Annotated in this window: 17 protein-coding genes; 8 read left to right on the plus strand and 9 right to left on the minus strand. The window is 69.7% G+C overall.

Annotated elements, in window-relative coordinates; genetic code table 11:
- Positions 1 to 18: 18 nt before the first annotated feature.
- Entirely contained in the window at positions 19 to 1,605 is a 1,587-nt protein-coding gene (locus AB0M82_RS07610) for an ABC transporter substrate-binding protein (RefSeq protein ID WP_364718550.1), read from the minus strand.
- A gap of 22 nt (positions 1,606 to 1,627) precedes the next feature.
- The gene (locus tag AB0M82_RS07615; RefSeq protein ID WP_364718551.1) at positions 1,628 to 3,547 is read right to left on the minus strand and encodes a hypothetical protein; all 1,920 of its coding nucleotides are present in this window, start codon (positions 3,545 to 3,547) and stop codon (positions 1,628 to 1,630) included.
- Positions 3,548 to 3,955: 408 nt separating this feature from the next.
- Between AB0M82_RS07615 and AB0M82_RS07620 the strand changes: the two genes are divergently transcribed.
- On the plus strand, positions 3,956 to 5,179 hold the full coding sequence (locus tag AB0M82_RS07620; RefSeq protein WP_364718553.1) for an alpha/beta fold hydrolase: 1,224 nt from the start codon (positions 3,956 to 3,958) through the stop codon (positions 5,177 to 5,179).
- Between the two features lie 191 nt (positions 5,180 to 5,370).
- Here AB0M82_RS07620 and AB0M82_RS07625 read toward each other — a convergent pair whose 3' ends face one another.
- Both AB0M82_RS07625 and AB0M82_RS07630 read right to left on the minus strand, forming a co-directional pair.
- Entirely contained in the window at positions 5,371 to 6,219 is an 849-nt protein-coding gene (locus AB0M82_RS07625) for an alpha/beta hydrolase (protein ID WP_364718555.1), read from the minus strand.
- 452 nt (positions 6,220 to 6,671) lie between these two features.
- On the minus strand, positions 6,672 to 7,256 hold the full coding sequence (locus tag AB0M82_RS07630; protein WP_364718557.1) for a TetR/AcrR family transcriptional regulator: 585 nt from the start codon (positions 7,254 to 7,256) through the stop codon (positions 6,672 to 6,674).
- Positions 7,257 to 7,400: 144 nt separating this feature from the next.
- On the opposite strand from AB0M82_RS07630, the gene AB0M82_RS07635 reads away from it, so the two are divergent.
- From AB0M82_RS07635 to AB0M82_RS07645, 3 genes are read left to right on the plus strand one after another with little or no spacing between them, the layout of a single operon-like run.
- Entirely contained in the window at positions 7,401 to 7,616 is a 216-nt protein-coding gene (locus tag AB0M82_RS07635; protein ID WP_364718559.1) for a hypothetical protein, read from the plus strand.
- On the plus strand, positions 7,613 to 7,894 hold the full coding sequence (locus AB0M82_RS07640; RefSeq protein ID WP_364718560.1) for a hypothetical protein: 282 nt from the start codon (positions 7,613 to 7,615) through the stop codon (positions 7,892 to 7,894). Before AB0M82_RS07635 ends, AB0M82_RS07640 begins: the two co-directional genes overlap by 4 nt.
- The gene (locus AB0M82_RS07645; protein WP_364718561.1) at positions 7,891 to 8,328 is read left to right on the plus strand and encodes a zinc-binding dehydrogenase; all 438 of its coding nucleotides are present in this window, start codon (positions 7,891 to 7,893) and stop codon (positions 8,326 to 8,328) included. The genes AB0M82_RS07640 and AB0M82_RS07645 overlap by 4 nt, the downstream gene beginning before the upstream one ends.
- 33 nt (positions 8,329 to 8,361) lie before the next feature.
- On the opposite strand, the gene AB0M82_RS07650 is transcribed toward AB0M82_RS07645, so the two are convergent.
- Complete coding sequence (locus tag AB0M82_RS07650) at positions 8,362 to 8,526, minus strand: hypothetical protein (protein ID WP_364718563.1); 165 nt, start codon at positions 8,524 to 8,526, stop codon at positions 8,362 to 8,364.
- 278 nt (positions 8,527 to 8,804) lie between these two features.
- Here AB0M82_RS07650 and AB0M82_RS07655 point away from each other — a divergent pair, with 278 nt between their 5' ends.
- Positions 8,805 to 9,239: a helix-turn-helix transcriptional regulator gene (locus AB0M82_RS07655; RefSeq protein WP_364718564.1), complete on the plus strand. Its 435-nt coding sequence runs from the start codon at positions 8,805 to 8,807 to the stop codon at positions 9,237 to 9,239.
- A 35-nt stretch (positions 9,240 to 9,274) separates the two neighbouring features.
- On the opposite strand, the gene AB0M82_RS07660 is transcribed toward AB0M82_RS07655, so the two are convergent.
- Complete coding sequence (locus AB0M82_RS07660; RefSeq protein WP_364718566.1) at positions 9,275 to 10,048, minus strand: maleylpyruvate isomerase family mycothiol-dependent enzyme; 774 nt, start codon at positions 10,046 to 10,048, stop codon at positions 9,275 to 9,277.
- 129 nt (positions 10,049 to 10,177) lie between these two features.
- Here AB0M82_RS07660 and AB0M82_RS07665 point away from each other — a divergent pair, with 129 nt between their 5' ends.
- Positions 10,178 to 10,618: a hypothetical protein gene (locus tag AB0M82_RS07665; RefSeq protein ID WP_364718568.1), complete on the plus strand. Its 441-nt coding sequence runs from the start codon at positions 10,178 to 10,180 to the stop codon at positions 10,616 to 10,618.
- A 324-nt stretch (positions 10,619 to 10,942) separates the two neighbouring features.
- Complete coding sequence (locus AB0M82_RS07670; protein ID WP_364718569.1) at positions 10,943 to 11,605, plus strand: lytic polysaccharide monooxygenase; 663 nt, start codon at positions 10,943 to 10,945, stop codon at positions 11,603 to 11,605.
- A 137-nt stretch (positions 11,606 to 11,742) separates the two neighbouring features.
- Here AB0M82_RS07670 and AB0M82_RS07675 read toward each other — a convergent pair whose 3' ends face one another.
- A complete protein-coding gene (locus AB0M82_RS07675) occupies positions 11,743 to 13,212 on the minus strand; it encodes an RICIN domain-containing protein (RefSeq protein ID WP_364718570.1) in 1,470 nt (489 codons plus the stop codon).
- Positions 13,213 to 13,535: 323 nt separating this feature from the next.
- On the opposite strand from AB0M82_RS07675, the gene AB0M82_RS07680 reads away from it, so the two are divergent.
- The gene (locus AB0M82_RS07680; protein WP_364718571.1) at positions 13,536 to 15,107 is read left to right on the plus strand and encodes a long-chain-fatty-acid--CoA ligase; all 1,572 of its coding nucleotides are present in this window, start codon (positions 13,536 to 13,538) and stop codon (positions 15,105 to 15,107) included.
- A gap of 92 nt (positions 15,108 to 15,199) precedes the next feature.
- Here the strand turns inward: AB0M82_RS07680 and AB0M82_RS07685 are convergent, their stop codons facing one another.
- Together AB0M82_RS07685 and AB0M82_RS07690 are read right to left on the minus strand one after the other, a co-directional pair.
- Entirely contained in the window at positions 15,200 to 15,904 is a 705-nt protein-coding gene (locus AB0M82_RS07685; RefSeq protein WP_364718572.1) for a M15 family metallopeptidase, read from the minus strand.
- A 94-nt stretch (positions 15,905 to 15,998) separates the two neighbouring features.
- Positions 15,999 to 16,943 (minus strand): helix-turn-helix domain-containing protein, encoded by a 945-nt coding sequence (locus tag AB0M82_RS07690; protein ID WP_364718573.1) that lies wholly within the window; start codon positions 16,941 to 16,943, stop codon positions 15,999 to 16,001.
- Positions 16,944 to 16,999 lie beyond the last annotated feature (56 nt).

Consider the following 16,999-nt stretch of genomic DNA (forward strand, 5'->3'; position numbering starts at 1 on the left):
CACCTGGGCGGCGCCGGGTCAGCAGGTGGCCGCTCCACCGGGTTGGAGGACGACGCTGGTGGTGCGGGCCGGCCGGTCGCCCGTGGCGGGCCGCAGCGGGCACACCCGCACCACCGGCGGGCCGGCGTTGGCGCGGTTGCCGCTGTTGTCGAACGTGATCGGGCCGCCCGCGCCCGCCACTGCCTGGCCGGCCGTGGAAAATCCGCTGATGGCGGTGTTGATCTGGCTGCGCTGGACCGGTTTCGGGGTCGGCAGGGTGCGCGCCGCGGCGGAGATGGTGGTGATGGAGTCGTAGGCGTTGACGGCCCAGCCGTCGTCGAGGTGGGCCAGGTCGAACCCCGCTTCGGTGAAGGCCCGCTCGAGGTCGGCGAAGCCCGGGTTGGTGCCCCGGCTCCGGTCGGCACCCGCGACGAGTGTCGAGATCAGGCGGATGCGGCCGTCGGCGAAGCTGGGTGAGCGCAGGGCGCGCAGCCGCAGGTCTTCGAGCATCGCGTTGTCCTCGGGTGCCCGCACCCGCTGCCCGTCGGAGGTGCTCGCCACGGTGATCGACGTCGCCGCGCACCGCCCGCCGGTGAACGCTTCGTCCACGCTGAACAGCAGCCGGGCGAGGTCGCTGCCTCGCGCGATGTAGAGCACCGTCACGTCCTTCGCGAGGCCGCAGATGCGCTGCGCGGTGAGGGGCACGGTGCTGGCCTCGTCGGCGTCGAACTTGACTTCGGTGATCTTCCCGCCGAAGCGCCGTTGCATCATCGGCAGCGCGGTGCAGGTGTAGGGGTCGGAGCCGCCGGTGGGCACCATGATGAAGTCCGCCCGGCCCGGCAGGACGCTCGCGAGCTGGTCGATCTGCGCGGCGTTCCGGTAGGCGACGCGGTAGTAGTAGTCCTTCCCGACGCCGTGCGGATAGGTGATGTCCACGTCGCAGGAACGGAAGTCGGGCTGGTCGTCACGCGAGCCGGTCTGGTCGAAGCCCTCCGCGGTGATCAGGTCGGCGACCATCGGGATCTTCGCCTCGGCGAGCAGATCCGCCACGACGGCCGAGCGTTGCTGGCTCAGCCCGAGCCCGGCGACCGCCACGACGTCCGGGGCTCCGGCGAGTTCGCGAGCCACCTCGACGGCTTCGTTGTCCGGGCCGTACGCCCCGATGTGCGCGACCACCAGGCGCATCGGGTGCAGGCAGCCGGTGTCGTTGGCGTGCCGTTGTCCCGCGGCCATTCCTTCGAGTTCGTGCAGCGCGCGGCCGCCGGTGTAGCGGTCGGTCAGCGTCACCAGCACCCCGACGGTCATGGGTGTGCCGTTCGGGTCGCACTTGTCCGCGGCCGCGGCGTTCTGCCGTTCGATGGTCCGCAGCACCGGCGTGAAGGCGCCGAGACCGAAGTCGTAGGACCCGTCGCTGAGCCCGACGCACTCGCCGCCGGCGGACCAGGCGGCGGTGTCGAACACGGAGCCGCAGCTGAACGCCCGGTGCAGCGGTTCGCGGAGCGCGACGCCGGTGGCGGCGATCAGGACGACCAGGACGGCGACGGCGAAGCGCAGCCAATCCGTCCAGCGGCGCGGGAACTCCCGGTCCGAGCGCGGGAGGAACCACCAGCGGTAACGCGAGGTCAAGGTCGGGTCCTTCCGGAGGGAGTCACCAGAACCAGCTCCCGTCCTGGGAGTAGCGCATGGCACGGTCGATGAACGGCTGGCGGTCCCGGACCCCGTCCATCTCGGCGAGCTTCAGGAAGCCGTACCAGGCGAGCTTGCGCAGGGCGTCGATGTCCGCCGAGCGCGACACGCACGGGTCCTGTTCAAGCGCCGGCACGACACCCAGCAGGACGTGCGTGTGCCCGGGCGGCGTCGGCGGGTGGCCCAGCCCCTTGATCACGGCCATGTCCCGCTCGCGCGGATCGGGCGTGGCCACCACGGCGTCGAACAGCTCGAGCCAGCTCGTCGCCGTCAGCTCGGGCAGCAACCCGGCCAGTTCGGCCGCGACCTTCGTCCGTCCGCCGAGCATCCGGTCGTGGTGCAGGCGCCTGGCGCGGTCGTCCGGCTCGACCTTCGCCCGGAGAGTGCCGAAGACGCCGTCCCAGCCGGTCTGCGCGGCAGGCCGCGCGGCGAGCGCGCGCAACCCCAGGTAGCGCGCCAGCGGGTGCAGGCGTTCGGCACCTCCGCCGTCGGCCGACCACAGGGTCGGTGAGGTGTACAGCGCCGAACCCAGTTCCAGCGGGGGCGGCAGCAACCCGGCGAGGTCTCCCGCCTCCTGCCGGCTCCGCGCCGCCGACAGGGTGATCAGGGCGTCCACCAGAGTGGCGTCCGCCGGCTGGTGGGGGTCGAGGCCGCGGACGAAGATCCGCAGCAGGAACTCCTCGACCGGGATGCCCTCGTCCGGCTCGCGGCTGTCCAGCAGTGCGTCGAGGTCTTCGAGGTACTCCTCGCTCGCCCCGAGCCGCCGGAGCACGAACATCGTCGCGGCCGGATGTCCCCGGGTGAGCCGGTAGGCCGCGGCGCCGGTCTGTTCCGGGGAACCCCAGTCGTGGCTCCGGGCCAGCTGGCGGACCTCGTCGTGACTCAGGTCGCCGACCGGGACACGCAGCCACGGGCCGTTCCCCGGCGCGGCGCCGGTCCACGTCGCGGGAGGGGCCTGGCGCCGGAGGGCCTCGGCGAGGGAACCGGTGCTGGTGGTGACCACGGTCAGCGGATCGGGCAGCCGGTTGTGCGGGGTCGCCCTGCTGGCGGCGATCGCCGGCCGCACACGCAGGAGCGAGCGGACGAACGTCGCGGCGGCGGGGACGTCACCGTCGTCGAGCAGGACGAGCACGTTCGGCGGCCGGCCCCGCACCCGGGAGTGGCTGCGCCGCAGGTCCGCCAGCAAGGCTCCGACCAGGAGGTCGTCGACCCCGCGCCGGGTGGCCGGGTTCGTGCTGCGCGCCCGGGTGCTGAGCTGGATGAGCGTCTCTTCGTGGTCACCGGTGAAATCCTGGTCCTGGTGGCCGAACCACTGGGGCGCGTCGCCCCAGGTGAACTTGAGCAGGCCGCGCCAGCGCTGGAGGCGGCTCAGGAAACCGTCGACCAGGTGCAGGGCCAGCCGCGGGGCGAGGCTGGGCAGCCCCGGCACCTGGACGTGCGCGGAATCGAGCGCGCTGGTGGCCAGCGCGTTGAGGAAGTCGCGAAGGGCCGGGCGCTTCTGGTAGCCGTTGAGCACGGTGCGGAGACGGGCCCGCGCCTCGTCGGGTGAGATTCCTTCGAAATCCTCGGTGAGGACGATCTGCGCGATCAGGCTCCGGCGAAAAGCCACGGCGTACCCGGGCACGCCGACGCTCAAGCCCAGCATGAGGGAAGCCAGCACGGGCCCGATCGAGGCGCGGTCTTCTTCGCCGAGAATGAGGGGCTGCACGAGCACGGAAGGGGTGCGGTCGCGCCAGTTCCGCAGCGCTTCGGCGAGAACGGCGGTCCGCCCCGACCCACCGCAGCCCTCGAGGACGAGAACGGGCCGCGGCCTGCCGCCGGCCCCGTGCGATTTCGTCAGGTCGTCGATGAGACCGAGCAGAAGCGTCCTGCCCACGAACATGAGTGTTCCCCCCGAACCAATCCAGAATCACCGCCCGAAGCCGGCGAAGCCTGGAACCTTATCGTTCAAGAGCCGCCGCCAAAACGGTCGCCGGTCGCGAAAAGGGGAAAGTCATTCGAACGGGCAGCAAAACTACCCGTTCGCCGCAGCCGCTGGCACGTGGAGTAACCGCTGCGTCCGCCTGCCGCAGCCGATGGCCGGCGGGCCGGTCGCGACGTCACCGAGCCGGTGGGGTGAGCCCCACCAGCGCGCCGGTGGCTCACTCCATTGTTCCCGCCCTGGGGCGTCCTTAGCGTCAGGCGGGAGAAATCCGACAGGGGGCTTGGGGGCCATGACCGTCCGCCTGGACGCAGGCACGGTTTCGGGGATAGCGGCACCACAGTTCGTGATCGACGGGGAGACATCCGAATGGAATCAGGAACGATCGAGATCGCCGGCGCGGCCGGCTCCGAGGACCGGAAGAAGCCCAAGCGCAAGCGGAGCTTGCGACGGATCGTCATCGTGACGGTGGCCGGGCTGCTGGTGCTCGTGGTCGCCGGGGTCTTCGGGCTGGCCTGGTGGGTGAGCGAGGCCCAGTTCAAGCCGGACCACCAGTACTACACGCACCCCGACCACTCCGACGTCGTGCGCGAAATAAAGTCGGCCGGCCCTGGGAAGAACGTGGTCATCGGCGCTCCCGGCAAGCACACCCGCCGGCACGGCACGTACCGGATGGTGTGGGACGGCGCCGAAGCGACCGTCGGCGAGATTGTCGCCGAGTCGCCGGACTCCGTGGAACGCCCGATCCTCGCCGGGCCGGCGCCGTCGATCGGCACGACGGTGGACGTGACCGGTGTGATGATCACCGACCCGAAGACCTCGCTCGGGCTGGACTACTCGGAGGTCTCGGTGACCACCGAACTCGGCCCGGCCCCGGCCTGGCACATCCCGGCGTCCGGACCGGACGACTCGACCTGGGTGATCGCGGTGCACGGCCAGAACGGGCGGCGCAATTCCATGTCGGCGGCCCCGGTCTTCCATCGGCTCGGCCTGCCGGTGCTCGCGATCACCTACCGGAACGACGAGGGGGCGCCGGCTTCCCCGGATGGTTTCATGCACTACGGCGAGTCCGAGTATCGAGATGTGGAGTCGGCGGTGCGCTACGCGCAGAGCAAAGGTGCGAAGCGGGTGGTGCTGTACGGCAGTTCGATGGGCGGCCTGATCGTCGGCCAGTTCCTCGTCCGCTCGTCGCTGGCGAACGTCGTCAGCGCGACGATGCTGGACTCGCCGCTGATCAGCATGCCGATGGTGTCCGAGTTCAACGGTCGGCAGTACGGAGCGCCCGGCCCGGCGATCTGGCTGACCGGCAAGGTCCTCCCCTGGCTCACCGGCGTCGACCTGGAGCGACTGGACCTGATCAACCACCCGCCGGCCACGAAGCCGCCGACGCTGCTGATCGCCGGCGCGGAAGACTCGCAGGCTCCCGTGCAGATGGACCGCGATTTCGCCGAGGCAGCCGCGAAGACGAACTGGCCGGTGGAGTACGAGGAGTTCCCTGGCGCGGAACACGTCGAGTCGTGGAACTCCGCCCCTGCCCGGTACGAGAAGGCGGTCACCGACTTCTTCAGCCGCACGGTGCCGCGCTCGCGATGACGCCGTGTTCGGGCGGCCGGCGCCGTATCGACGATTCGGCGCCGGTGGTTCGGTTCACCGCGATCTCCGGGCTCGGCAGCGGTCCTCAGGGCAGCTGGGGGTAGCTCGCCGCGACCCCCCGGTTGGCGCCGGTGACGAGGACGGTGCCGGCGGAGAGATCCATCGAAACTCCAGACGAAAAGGGAAAGGGATTACCGGGCGAGGAACTTGAGGGCCGTTTCGACGAACTGGCCGTGGAACTGGAAGATGCCGCCGTGGCCGGCGTCGGGGTAGATCACCAGTTCGCTGTCGGGCAGGCGGCGGGCGAGGTCGCGCGTGTTCTCCGTCGGCACCATCCGGTCGTGGTCGCCGTTCGCGACGAGCACGGGCTGGTGGATGGCGGACAGGTCGGCCGGTTCGGCCAGTCCCCAGCGGTGGATGGCGGTGAGCTGGGCACCGTAGGTCCGCAGCGAGATCGCCTTGTCCCGGTGGGTTTTCCGCTCCTTCAGGCGGGCCAGAAACTCCTTGCCCGCCCGCTTGCCGTTCGACGTCCGGGAGAAGAAGAGGAACTGCTTGGGGTCCTGGAGGGTGAGCAGCGCGCGGAGCGTGTCGAGGTGGGCGATCCGGGTCACGTTCTTGATGCCTTCGCCGCCGGCGGGCCCGGTGCCGGCGATGACCAGTTTGCGGATCAGCCGCGGTTCGGTCTGGGCGATCACCTGCGCGATCATGCCGCCCATCGAGAACCCGAGGAGGTCGACCTTCGTCAGGCCGAGCGCCCGGATGAAGGTCACGGCGTCGGCCGCCATCGCCTCGATCGTCTTCGGGGTGGAACCGGTGGACGCGCCCACGCCGCGGTTGTCGAAGGTGATGACCCGGTGGTGCGCGGCGATGCCGTCGACGACGCGCGGGTCCCAGTTGTCGAGGACCGCGCCCAGGTGGGTCAGGAAGACCACCGGGACACCGGTCTTCGGGCCGAGTTCGCGGTAGGCGAAGTCCACGCCGCCGGCGGAGACGGTACGGGTGGGCGCGTCCTCGTAGGAGGCGAGCAGGTTGCTGTTCATGGCTGTAGTCCTTCGTTCAGTCTTCGAGGAAAAGGGTGACCTGGGCGGCGAACTCGTCGATGTGCTGGAACAGGCCCGGCGGTGTGGTCCTCGAGCGTGCCAGCGGTGTACGTACTTTATATTATGACCATACTTCTATGTGCAGCGCAAGCGGCTCGGCTTCGAGGCGGATCAGGCCAACGGAGCAGCGGAGGGCCGCGGCGATGGAGCGAACGCCCAAGGCCGGGTAGTTAAGGATTCCTCTGCCGCGCAAGCGGTCAACGGAAGGCCGTGAATGGCCCATTGAGGGACTCTATGTCCCTCAATGCGACATTCACGGCTGTGGGCGAGCCCCTGAAACCGGGCCAATCGGGCCAATCGGGCAGCTTGACAGCTCGCTGCCGCAGCTAACTGCCCAGCCTTGAGCGAACGACGCGTTCACGTCGTCAGGCCGGCCATCGCGACGCGCGACCTCAGTCCTCGGGCGCGGCGTCCATCAGCGTCAGCGCGTTGCGAATGCCCTGCTCCAGGATGGCGTCGGACAGCTGCCGGTCGGCCAAGGCGCGGGCGAGCTGCAGGGTGCCGACCAGCAAGGCATAGATACCGAGCGTCTTGGTCCGCGCAGACCGCGGATCGTGCGGCGCCAGGCGGGCGGCGATGTCGTCGACGAGGGCCAGCATGCTGCCGGTGTAGCTCTCCTTCGTCGGATCCGCGCAGCGGCTGATCTCGTCCAGCAGCGCGGCGGACGGGCAGCCCTCCTCGGGGTTGTCGCGATGCTCCGGCGAGAGGTACGTGCGCACCATCCGCTCGACGCCGTCGCGGCCGGGCGGAAACGAGGTGAGCCACTCCCGCTGGCCGCGCAGCTGCTCGGAGACCGCGGTGGCCACCAGGTCCTCCTTGGAGGCGAAGTGGGCGTAGAAGGCGCCGTTGGTCAACCCGGCGTCCGCCATGAGCGTGGCGACCCCGGAGCCGTCGATCCCGTCACGCTTGAGCCGGCGACCGGCCGTCTCGATGATCCGCTGCCGCGTAGCCTGCTTGTGCTCTTTCGCGTACCGCACCACGCGTGCCTCCACTCATCGAACCGACGCCCATGTTAGTACGATCATAATCTCAGTTCGGCCGGACCCTTGCATCGAGCCCCGCTCAACTCGTATTGTAGTACGACCATACTACCAAGAAACTCAACCGAACGGCTGGCCGACATGAAGGCGGTTGTCCTCGATCGCTACGGAAAGAACGGCAACGAACTGCGGGCCGCCGACGTGCCGGAGCCCGCCGTCGGCGAGCACGACGTCCTGATCGAGGTGCACGCCGCCGGCGTCAACGCCCTGGATTCGAAGATCAGGAACGGGGAGTTCAAGCTCTTCCTCCCCACCGCACACCGTTCGTCCTGGGCAACGACGTCGCCGGCGTCGTGATCCGCGTCGGCGCCCGTGTCCGCGCGTTCAAGCCCGGCGACGAGGTCTACGCGCGCCCGGACAAGGACCGGATCGGCACCTTCGCGGAGTTCATCTCCGTCCACGAAGACGACCTGGCCCCGAAGCCGGAACGGCTCACGATGGAGGAAGCCGCCTCCGTACCGCTCGTCGGCCTGACCGCCTGGCAGGCGCTGATCGAACTCGCCCACCGGAGGTCGCCACGACCACGAGCGCGGCGAACACCGCCCTGGTCGAGCGCCTCGGCGCGGACGTCGTGATCGACTACCGGAAGGACGACTTCGAAGACGTCCTGCGCGACTACGACGTGGTCCTGCACAGCCTGGACGACGAGGCGCTCAAGAAGTCCCTGCGCGTGCTGAAGCCCGGCGGCAAGCTCATCTCCATCTCCGGCCCGCCCGACCCGGACTTCGCCCGGGAGATGGGAAAGCCGTGGATTCTGCGCCCGGCGACACGCGTGCTGAGCCACGGGATCCGGACGGCGGCCAAGCGCCGTCAGGTCGGCTACTCGTTCCTCTTCATGCGAGCCAGCGGATCCCAGCTCCGCGAGATCACCTCACTCGTCGACGCCGGCGTCATCGTGCCGGTCGTCGACCGCGTCTTCCCCTTCGCCTCGACCAACGAGGCCATGACCTACGTCGACAACGGGCACGCCAAAGGCAAGGTCGTCGTCAAGGTCCGGGACGCGTCGTAGCCGGGTATGCCGTCCTCTGTGGACAGTTCGGGGTCACCGCGGAGGGTCCTCCGGCCAGACGCCGTGCTTGCCCTGCCAGCGCATCGGGTCCGCGCCTCGCTTGAGTTCGATGAGGTTGAACGCCTCGAGCCCGGTCAGCGGGCGGCCCCGGCGACGCAGGAAATGCCGGAGCCGGCCACGCAGCCTGGATCTCTTCATGGGACTCCCCTCCGGACATCCCTGGCAGGCGGGCCGGCCAAGGCCCGCGATGGGGATGGTGGCAGCCTCACCGGCCCAAGAGAAGGGTCTGCCCCGAAGATGGGACGGTGGGACGCGATCAGGCCGCTGACCTGCGGGCAGGGTGGGGAGGTGGGACGCGGCTTCCCGTCCGCCGGACCAGGCGGATGGGCGCGCGGCGGTCACATAACCGGTGATCGAGGCGATAGAGAGGATGCCGGCGCGTTCACACGTGGTGACATTGATGAGTAGGGGAGCTCATGGCTGTCGCAGCACGATCAAGCAAGCTCAGCGATCTGTTGGAGGATCTCAAAGCCCGCAGCGGGGTGAGCTACGAGGGGATCGGCCGCAAAATCCATGCGAGCAAGTCCTCCGCCCACCGGTATTGCACGGGCGTGCTGGTGCCGCGGGAGTTCGGGGTCATCGAACGCATCGGCCGGGCGTGTGGGGCGAGCCATGCGGAACTGCTGCGGCTGCACGACCTGTGGGCGAGCGCGATCGCGAGCGAGCAGGACGTGCCCGCGGCAGCGACGGTTCTCGTCGAGGCGCCACGGGCAGCCACCGGCCGCCCGGCGCTGCCGTGGAAGCGCCGAGGGTCGGTGGTGGCCGTGTGCCTGCTTGTCGCGCTGGCGCCGGCGGCCACCCCACAGGTGGCCGACCGGCCGGTGTCCGGGCATTCCGGGCCGGCTCGGTAAAGCTGCGGGAAAGCGCTGCCGGCCCGCCGATTCCGTCAGAAGCCGGGGAACACCCGGCGTAATTCGTCGAGTGTGACGCCGCCGTCGACGGTGACGCCGTTGTCGTACGGCGCCTTCAGACGGCCGCTGAGCAACCGGATGAACGCTTCCACCGGCCCGTCGAACGTCGCGGAAGGCGACTCGAGGTGGTCCACCACGGTGACCGCGTCGTCGATCACCAACCCGGCGCCAGGAACCGCGATGGACACCGGCTTCGCGAGCTCGGCCGGCTTCGCGACGAAGCTCATCATGAACCCCACCGGCCCGGCCAGGAGATCGACCAGCGTCGCGGCCGAACCGGCGTCCACCCCGGCGGCCGGGTCGAAGGCCACGCGCACGTCCCAGGAGTGGTTGGCCACCTCGTTGAGCCGCATCCCCAGTGCGGTCACGAGCGGGACCGGTTCCGGCAGGAAGCCGAGGTCGACGGTCAGCGACGAGCGCTGCTCGGGTGTGAGCGCCTCGACCGTTTCGAGCCAGCGGCCGTTGTGCTCCAGGAAGCCCTCGGCCTGCGCTCGCGGCGCGGACGCGTCCCAGCGGGCCCAGATCGTCTGGTTGTCTTCGGCCGCCACGGTCTCTCCGGTGGCCCGGGCGATCGGCGCGCGGCCGATCTCCGCGCCACTGCCGAGGTGGGAAAGGGCTTGGGCGACGGTCCATTCCGCGGCACCGCTGGTAGCGGCCAGCTGTTCATCGGTGAGCGTGCCGACCAGGTCGGCGAGCACGTCGTGCTCGGAGCGGAGGGCGGTGATCGTGCGGTCCACGAGTTGACTCATGCCCCGCTCAACTGCCGGATGGCCGCGGATGTTCCGCTGATGTCGTGGCGCCTGGTCACCACGGTGGCCGGTGACGCTCGTCCGGGGTGCGGTGCGCGGGGCGGCGGCGGGGCAGGCTAGTTTGCCCGGATGAGTCTCCTCGATGATGTGGCCGAGCGCGACGGCTGGCGGTGCTGGGTGTGCGACGAACCGGTCGACCCCGGCATGTCGGTGAACGACCCGCGAGGGCCCAGCGTCGACAGCCGGACCGCCGACCGGAAGGCCAAGGTCGCCGAGCGGCTCGCGCACCGCGGGTGCAACACCCGCAAGGGCGCGGTCAAGGTGGTCATCGCCTGGCCGGACCGCCTGCACGTGGCCGAACCAGCGCCGCTGATCACCGTGGCCGGGAGGCTGGAGCGCAAGGGAGGCCGCGAGATGGTGGCCCGCTGTCCGACCGAGCAGGACGCCCAAGAGGCGGCGGACTGGCTGGTGGACCGGTTCTCCCGGCTGCTGCCGGGGCTGCCGGTCACCGCGAACGTCGAACCGGGCGGCGGCCAGTTCCTCGTCATCCTGGCCACCGGCCGCCGCTGACCGGCTTCACCCGGCATATCGAAGTCTCGGCATCGGCTATTACTCCCTTCCCGTGGGCGGCAATGCAGGCGAGCGCACTCGGGAAATACGTTGTCACATCTCGCAAATCCGCGTTCCGCCGCGGTCGCCGGTTGACACGACGCGCGATCAGGCCCACGCACCGGCCACCGGGACGGCGACCCGGTTCCGACCCCGCGTGGAAAATTGGCCACCGCCACCACCCACGGTTTCGTTGAAGTTTGGCCGGATCACGGTTACTCTGTTACGCACGCTGGGAGCGCTCCCAAATGGTCACCACCGCTCATCACGAATGGAGGCCCATTCATGCGTACACGGACCACTTCCTCCGGGACTGCCCGGCGACGGAGCGTTCTCGTAGTGCTCGTCGCCGCCCTGGCCGGGATGTTCTTCTGGGTGCCGGCCGCCTCGGCGCACGGCACCATCGTCAGCCCCGCCACCCGCGCCTACCAGTGCTGGAAGGACTGGGGCAGCCAGCACACGAACCCGGCCATGCAGCAGCAGGACCCCATGTGCTGGCAGGCTTACCAAGCCAACGCCGACACCATGTGGAACTGGATGAGCGCGCTGCGGGACGGGCTCGGCGGCAAGTTCCAGGAGAAGACCCCCGATGGCCAGCTCTGCAGCAACGGCCTGGCGCGCAACAACTCCTTGAACACCCCCGGCCCGTGGAAGAGCACCAGCCTCGGCAGCAGCTTCACGATGCACCTGTACGACCAGGCCAGCCACGGTGCCGACTACTTCCGGGTCTACGTCAGCAAGAACGGGTTCGACCCGGCCACGCAGCGCCTCGGCTGGGGCAACCTCGACCTCCTCACCCAGACCGGCCGGTACGCCCCGGCCAAGGACATCACGTTCACGGTCCAGACCTCGGGCGCCTACACGGGACGCCACGTCGTGTTCACCATCTGGCAGGCGTCACACCTGGACCAGACCTACATGTGGTGCAGTGACGTGAACTTCGGCTAGCGCACTTCCGCCGGTCACCACGGCGGCAAGTGCGAGCAGTTCACCGCGACCGTGGGCGTCGACGACCGCGGACCGAACACGCCGAAGGCCGCCTACCGGCCGGAAAAGCCGGTAGGCGGCCTTCGTCGCGAGTCGGGTCAGGAGATCGTCCACACCTGGTTCGAGGCACCCGTCCCACCGAGCTGGGCCACTGACGCACCACTCGCGGTCGAGGACCCGGACACCCCGATCGCGAGGCCGCTGTTGATGTTTTCCAGGAAGTACTGGCTGCCGGTGAGGCTGCCCACCAGATCCGCGGCCCACTGCTGGCCGGCGGCACCGGTGCAGGTCCACTGCTGCAGCTGGATTCCGTTCGCCGTGGACCCGTCCGGCACGTCGAGACACAGCCCGCTGTTGACGTTGACCACCGTGAAGACGTTGTCGGCGAGCCTCGTCAACCGCCATTGCTGGTTGGCGCCGCCGTGCGCGGGCCATTGGATGATCTTGCCGCCGGTCGCGGTGGAGGCGCCCGAGGCGTCCATCACCATCGAGCTGCCCGCGTTCTTCAGCACGTGTGTCGTGGCGCTGGGCAACCCCGAATTCGCCGACCACGTCCCCGCCTCGGTGTCGAGGCTCCAGCTCGGGTATTGGCCCAGGTTGACCGTCGTGCCGCGAATCGTGAGCGGGAGCCAGATCAGCGGCGAATTGCCCATGGCGTTGCCCGTCCAGCGGTCACCGGCGTAGATGTAGGTGGTCGCCGAGCTGCCCTGGACCGTGATGATGTTCGCGGTCTGGCTGTTGTAGGTGTTCGTGCCCGGCGCCGCGAAGTTGCGGAACGCCGACCACGGTCCGGCGAGCGACGTCGCGGTCGCGTACACGTTGTCGTTGGTGGCCCACCCGGTCAGGTGGGAAGCCAGCAGGTAGTACAGTCCGCCGACCTTGATCACGGCCGGGGACTCGAGGTTCGGCAACGTCGCCACCGCACTCGCCACCGTCAGGTAGTCCGCGGACAGCCGGTAGATACGGAGGCTGCGGCCGGCGTTCTCGCTCATCAGGTAGGCGGTTCCGTCGGTGTCCTGGAACAGGCCGATGTCGCGGCTCTGGTTGCCCAGCGGCTGGAAGCTCCCCCGGTAGCTGTACGGGCCGCAGGGCGTGGGGCTGGTCGCCACCCCGACCCGCTGGTCGGAGTAGCTCGTGTTGTCGATGTGCAGGTACATCACGTACATCCGGGTGGTGGCGTTGTAGATGACCTTGGGCCGCTCGACGATGCGGTTCGGGCCGAGGTCACCACTCCCCTGTTTCGCCAGGGCGATCCCCTGGTGGGTCCAGTTGGCCAGATCGGTCGACGTGTAGCAGGGAATGTCCTGGAACGCCGTGTTCGCCGTGGTCTGGCCGGTCTTGTCCTCGCCGAAGCCGTACCAGGTGGTGCCGACCTGGACGATGCCCAAGCCGTGCAGCTGCAGCGCTCGGCCGGCGGTGTCGGTACGCGTGACGCCGAGGGTGAAGGTGCTCGTCGCCGCGTGCGCCTGTGCCGCGGGCACCAGGAGGCCGGCCAGGACGGTGATCAGGACGACAAGCAGAGCGAACGGCGTGTTCGCCGGTTTACTCGATTGTGGTGAGCCGGACATCCGGGCTCCTCAGATTTCGTCGGCAGCCGCGCGGCTCGCGGTCGTCGAACCGGTTCGCTGCTGGGGTCGCCGGAATAGTAGGAACTCTGTCGGCGACAGGTCAACAACGTCATGGTGTTCGCCGCGACGACGTCGTGCGGTCCGCTGAAAATTACACTGCCACCGACTGCTTAATCGAACCGGTTCGAGCAAGGCCGACCGCCGGCGCCGTGCCGGTGGCAAGTGGCGCCCACGCGTGCGCGCTGTGGACCCTGCCGCCGTCGCCGTGGTAGAACTAGAACGTGTTTCAATTCTGACCACCACCGGCGCTGGGAGGTGCGCGGATGAGCGTCCCGACGGTGACCGAGCTGCTGCTGGCCCGCGCCGAGGACGAGCGTCCTGGGCTGCGGTTCGAGGACGAGACGTGGTCGTGGGCCGAGCACGTCCGGGCTTCGACACGCCACGCGGCCGCCCTCCGGGAGACGCTGCACTGGGACAGACCGCCGCATGTCGGCATTCTCGCCGACAACGTACCGGCGTTCTCGATCCTCCTGGGCGCCTGCGCGTTCGCCGGGGCGGTGCTGGTCGGGCTCAACCCCACCCGGCGCGGCGCCGCCCTCGCACGGGACATCCGGCTCGCCGACTGCCAGTTCGTGCTCGCCGAACGGAAGTACCAGCCCCTGCTGAAGGGACTGGACCTCGGCGGGACCGGCGTGCGGGATCTGGAATCCTGGCCGCCGGCGGACGCGCCGATCGATCCCGTCGCCGCGTCGGCGGACGACCTGCTCATGCTGATCTTCACCTCCGGCACCAGCGGCGACCCGAAGGCCGTGCGCTGCACCCATGGCAAGATCGCGTTTCCCGGCACGATGCTCGCCCAGCGCTTCGGACTATCCACATCGGACACGGTCTACGTTTCGATGCCGATGTTCCATTCCAACGCCGTCATGGCCGGCTGGGCGGTCGGGCTCGCGGCGGGCGCGGGCATTGCCCTCCGCCGCCGGTTCTCCGCCTCCGGCTTCCTCCCCGACGTGCGGAAGTTCGGCGTGACCTACGCCAACTACGTGGGCAAACCACTGTCCTATGTGGTCGCCACTCCCCCACGTCCGGACGACGCGGACAACTCCCTGCGCCTCGTCTACGGAAACGAAGGGGCGAGCGCCGATCTGGCGGCGTTCGAGAAACGCTTCGGCTGCAAGGTCATCGACGCGTTCGGCTCCACCGAGGGCGGAGTGGGGTTCGCCCGCACCGACGACACGCCGCCCGGCTCACTCGGCCGACCGGCCGGCGACGTGGCCATCCTGCACCCTCACACCGGCCGTCAGTGCCCACCGGCCGCGTTCGATCCCGACGGCCAGCTGGTCAACGCCGAGGAAGCCGTCGGCGAACTGGTCAACACGACCGGCGCCGGCTGGTTCGCCGGATACTACCGCGACCCCGAAGCCGACGCGGAGCGGCTCCGCGGCGGCCAGTTCCACACCGGCGATCTCGCCTACGCCGACGCCGACGGATTCTGCTACTTCGCCGGGCGGCTCGGCGACTGGCTCCGCGTCGACGGCGAGAACCTCGGCACCGCGCCGATCGAGCGAATCCTGCTGCGGCACCCCGCGATCACCGACACCGCCGTCTACGCGGTGCCCGACCCGGTGACCGGAGACCAGGTGATGGCCGCCATCGTCACCGACGGCACCCCCCTGGACCCCGCCGATTTCGGCCGCTTCCTCGCCGGCCAGGCCGATCTCGGCCCCAAGCAGGTGCCCAAGTACGTCCGCACCGTCCGGGAACTGCCGCGGACATCGACGTTCAAGGTCCTCAAGCGGCGGCTTTCCGCCGAGGGCCTGAACTGCGCCGACGTGATCTGGGAGCACGCGGGGCCGGACATCGCCGGATGGCGCGGATTTCGAGGCGGGCGTTGAGAACGGCCGGCCCAGGGCCGCCGCCGACCGATCAGCGACGACCCTGGGCGTGTTACTGATCCGCACCGCGCCGGCGGTTTCTCCGGCCGGTGTCAGGGCTTCTCGAAGTGCTGGTAGTCGATCGGGGTGTCCCAGGAGCCGCCCCAGGTCCAGCCACGGGAAGTGAACGCCTGCTCGGCCACGTCGCCCGCATGGATCATGCCGGGCGCGCTGAGCGTGCGATCGACGTAGGGCGCGCCGTTGGGCGGGTAAACCGCGCCGCTGCCGGAGATGTACGGGTTCTGCACGGTGTTGACGTCGATGGCGCGCCCGTAGGAGTGATTGGACCACGCGGTGCCGCCGGTGATCGCCCGGCAGTTGAACGCCGAAGTGTTGTTCGCCGCCATCGACGCGTCGTCGTCGGAGTCGTACTTCTCCACGGTCTCCATCCGCTCGATGCGGAAGCGGCCGAAGTACAGGTCGGCGAAGGCGTTGGCGACCTCGGTGGCGCGATCGGCGTTGACGACCAGTTCGCCCCGGTGTACCGCACCGTCGAAGCCGAGGAAGTTCAGGCTCACCAGCCGCAGCCGGTCGGGACCGACGGGGCAGCCCTCGTGCCAGCTGGAACCGAGCCGCTCGGCGGTGACCGGCTTGATGACGGCGACGTAGGCCGGGAGGCCGCTGCCTGCCGGCGCGGCGAGTTCTATGGTCTGGGCCATGGCGGTCTGGGCTGTGGCGGCCGGCGCCGGAGTGGCACCGGCCAGGACCGCGGACAGCGTGAAGGTGACGAGAGCGAAAACCCTGGTTCTCAGTTTCATGATCATCACACGCTTTGCGTCGCCGTTCGGCTGCGTCAGAGTGGGATTCGCCATAACCGAGCAACCTCGGGCGGTAGTCCGTAGATCACCGGAATCAGCGGTCGCTCGCGGCCTGGAAGGTGCGGCGGTAGGCCTGAGGTGACACGCCGATCACGGCGTGCAGGTGCTGCCGCAGCGAGGCGGCCGTCGCGAAGCCCACCTGACCGGCGATGTGCTCGATGGGCAGGTCGCTGGACTCCAGCAGCTCCCGCGCCCGGGCGACTCGCTGCTGGATCAACCACCGCCCGGGGCTCAGCCCCACCTCGTCCCGGAACCGGCGGGCGAACGTCCGCAGGCTCATCCGGGCGTGCCCGGCGAGGTCGGTCAGCGTCAGCGGTTCGCCCAGCCGCCCGAGCGCCCACTCCTGCGTCGCCGACGTCCCGGCCGCGGAAAGCCCGGGAACCGGGTGCTCGATGTACTGCGCCTGCCCGCCCTCCCGCCACGGCGGCACCACGCACCGGCGCGCGACGCGGTTCGCCACCTCGCTGCCGTGGTCCTTGCGCACGAGGTGCAGGCACACGTCGACGCCGGACGCGGCGCCGGCCGAGGTGAGGATGTCGCCGTCGTCGACGAACAGCACGTTCGCGTCCACAGCCACCTGGGGGAACAGTTCCCGGAAGCGGGCGGCCAGGTTCCAGTGCGTCGTGGCCGGACGCCCGTCGAGCAGACCGGCCGCGGCGATCGTGAAGGCGCCGGTGCAGATGGACACGATGCGGGCAGTGGCGGGGATCAGCGCGAGTGCGTCCGCCACCGGAACCGGAAGCCGCGCCGAGGTCGGCGCCGACCTGTACGGCGGGATGACGACCGTGTCCGCCGCGGCCAGCGCCTCCGGCCCGCTGTCGGCGACGATCGCGAAATCCGCGGCGGTGCGCACCGGGCCGCCGTCGACCGTGCAGGTGACCACCTCGTAGCGGCCGTCCGCGGTGCCGAAGACGCGCTGCGGGATGCCGAGCTCGAACGGATAGACCTCGTCGAGGGCGAGGACGACGACACGGTGCATGGCAGGATCTTATCGATGAAAGGCATTCATGCCACTGTCGTCGGACGCCCGGGCGT

The sequence above is a fragment of the Amycolatopsis sp. NPDC051128 genome, assembly GCF_040682715.1.
Classification (GTDB): domain Bacteria; phylum Actinomycetota; class Actinomycetes; order Mycobacteriales; family Pseudonocardiaceae; genus Amycolatopsis.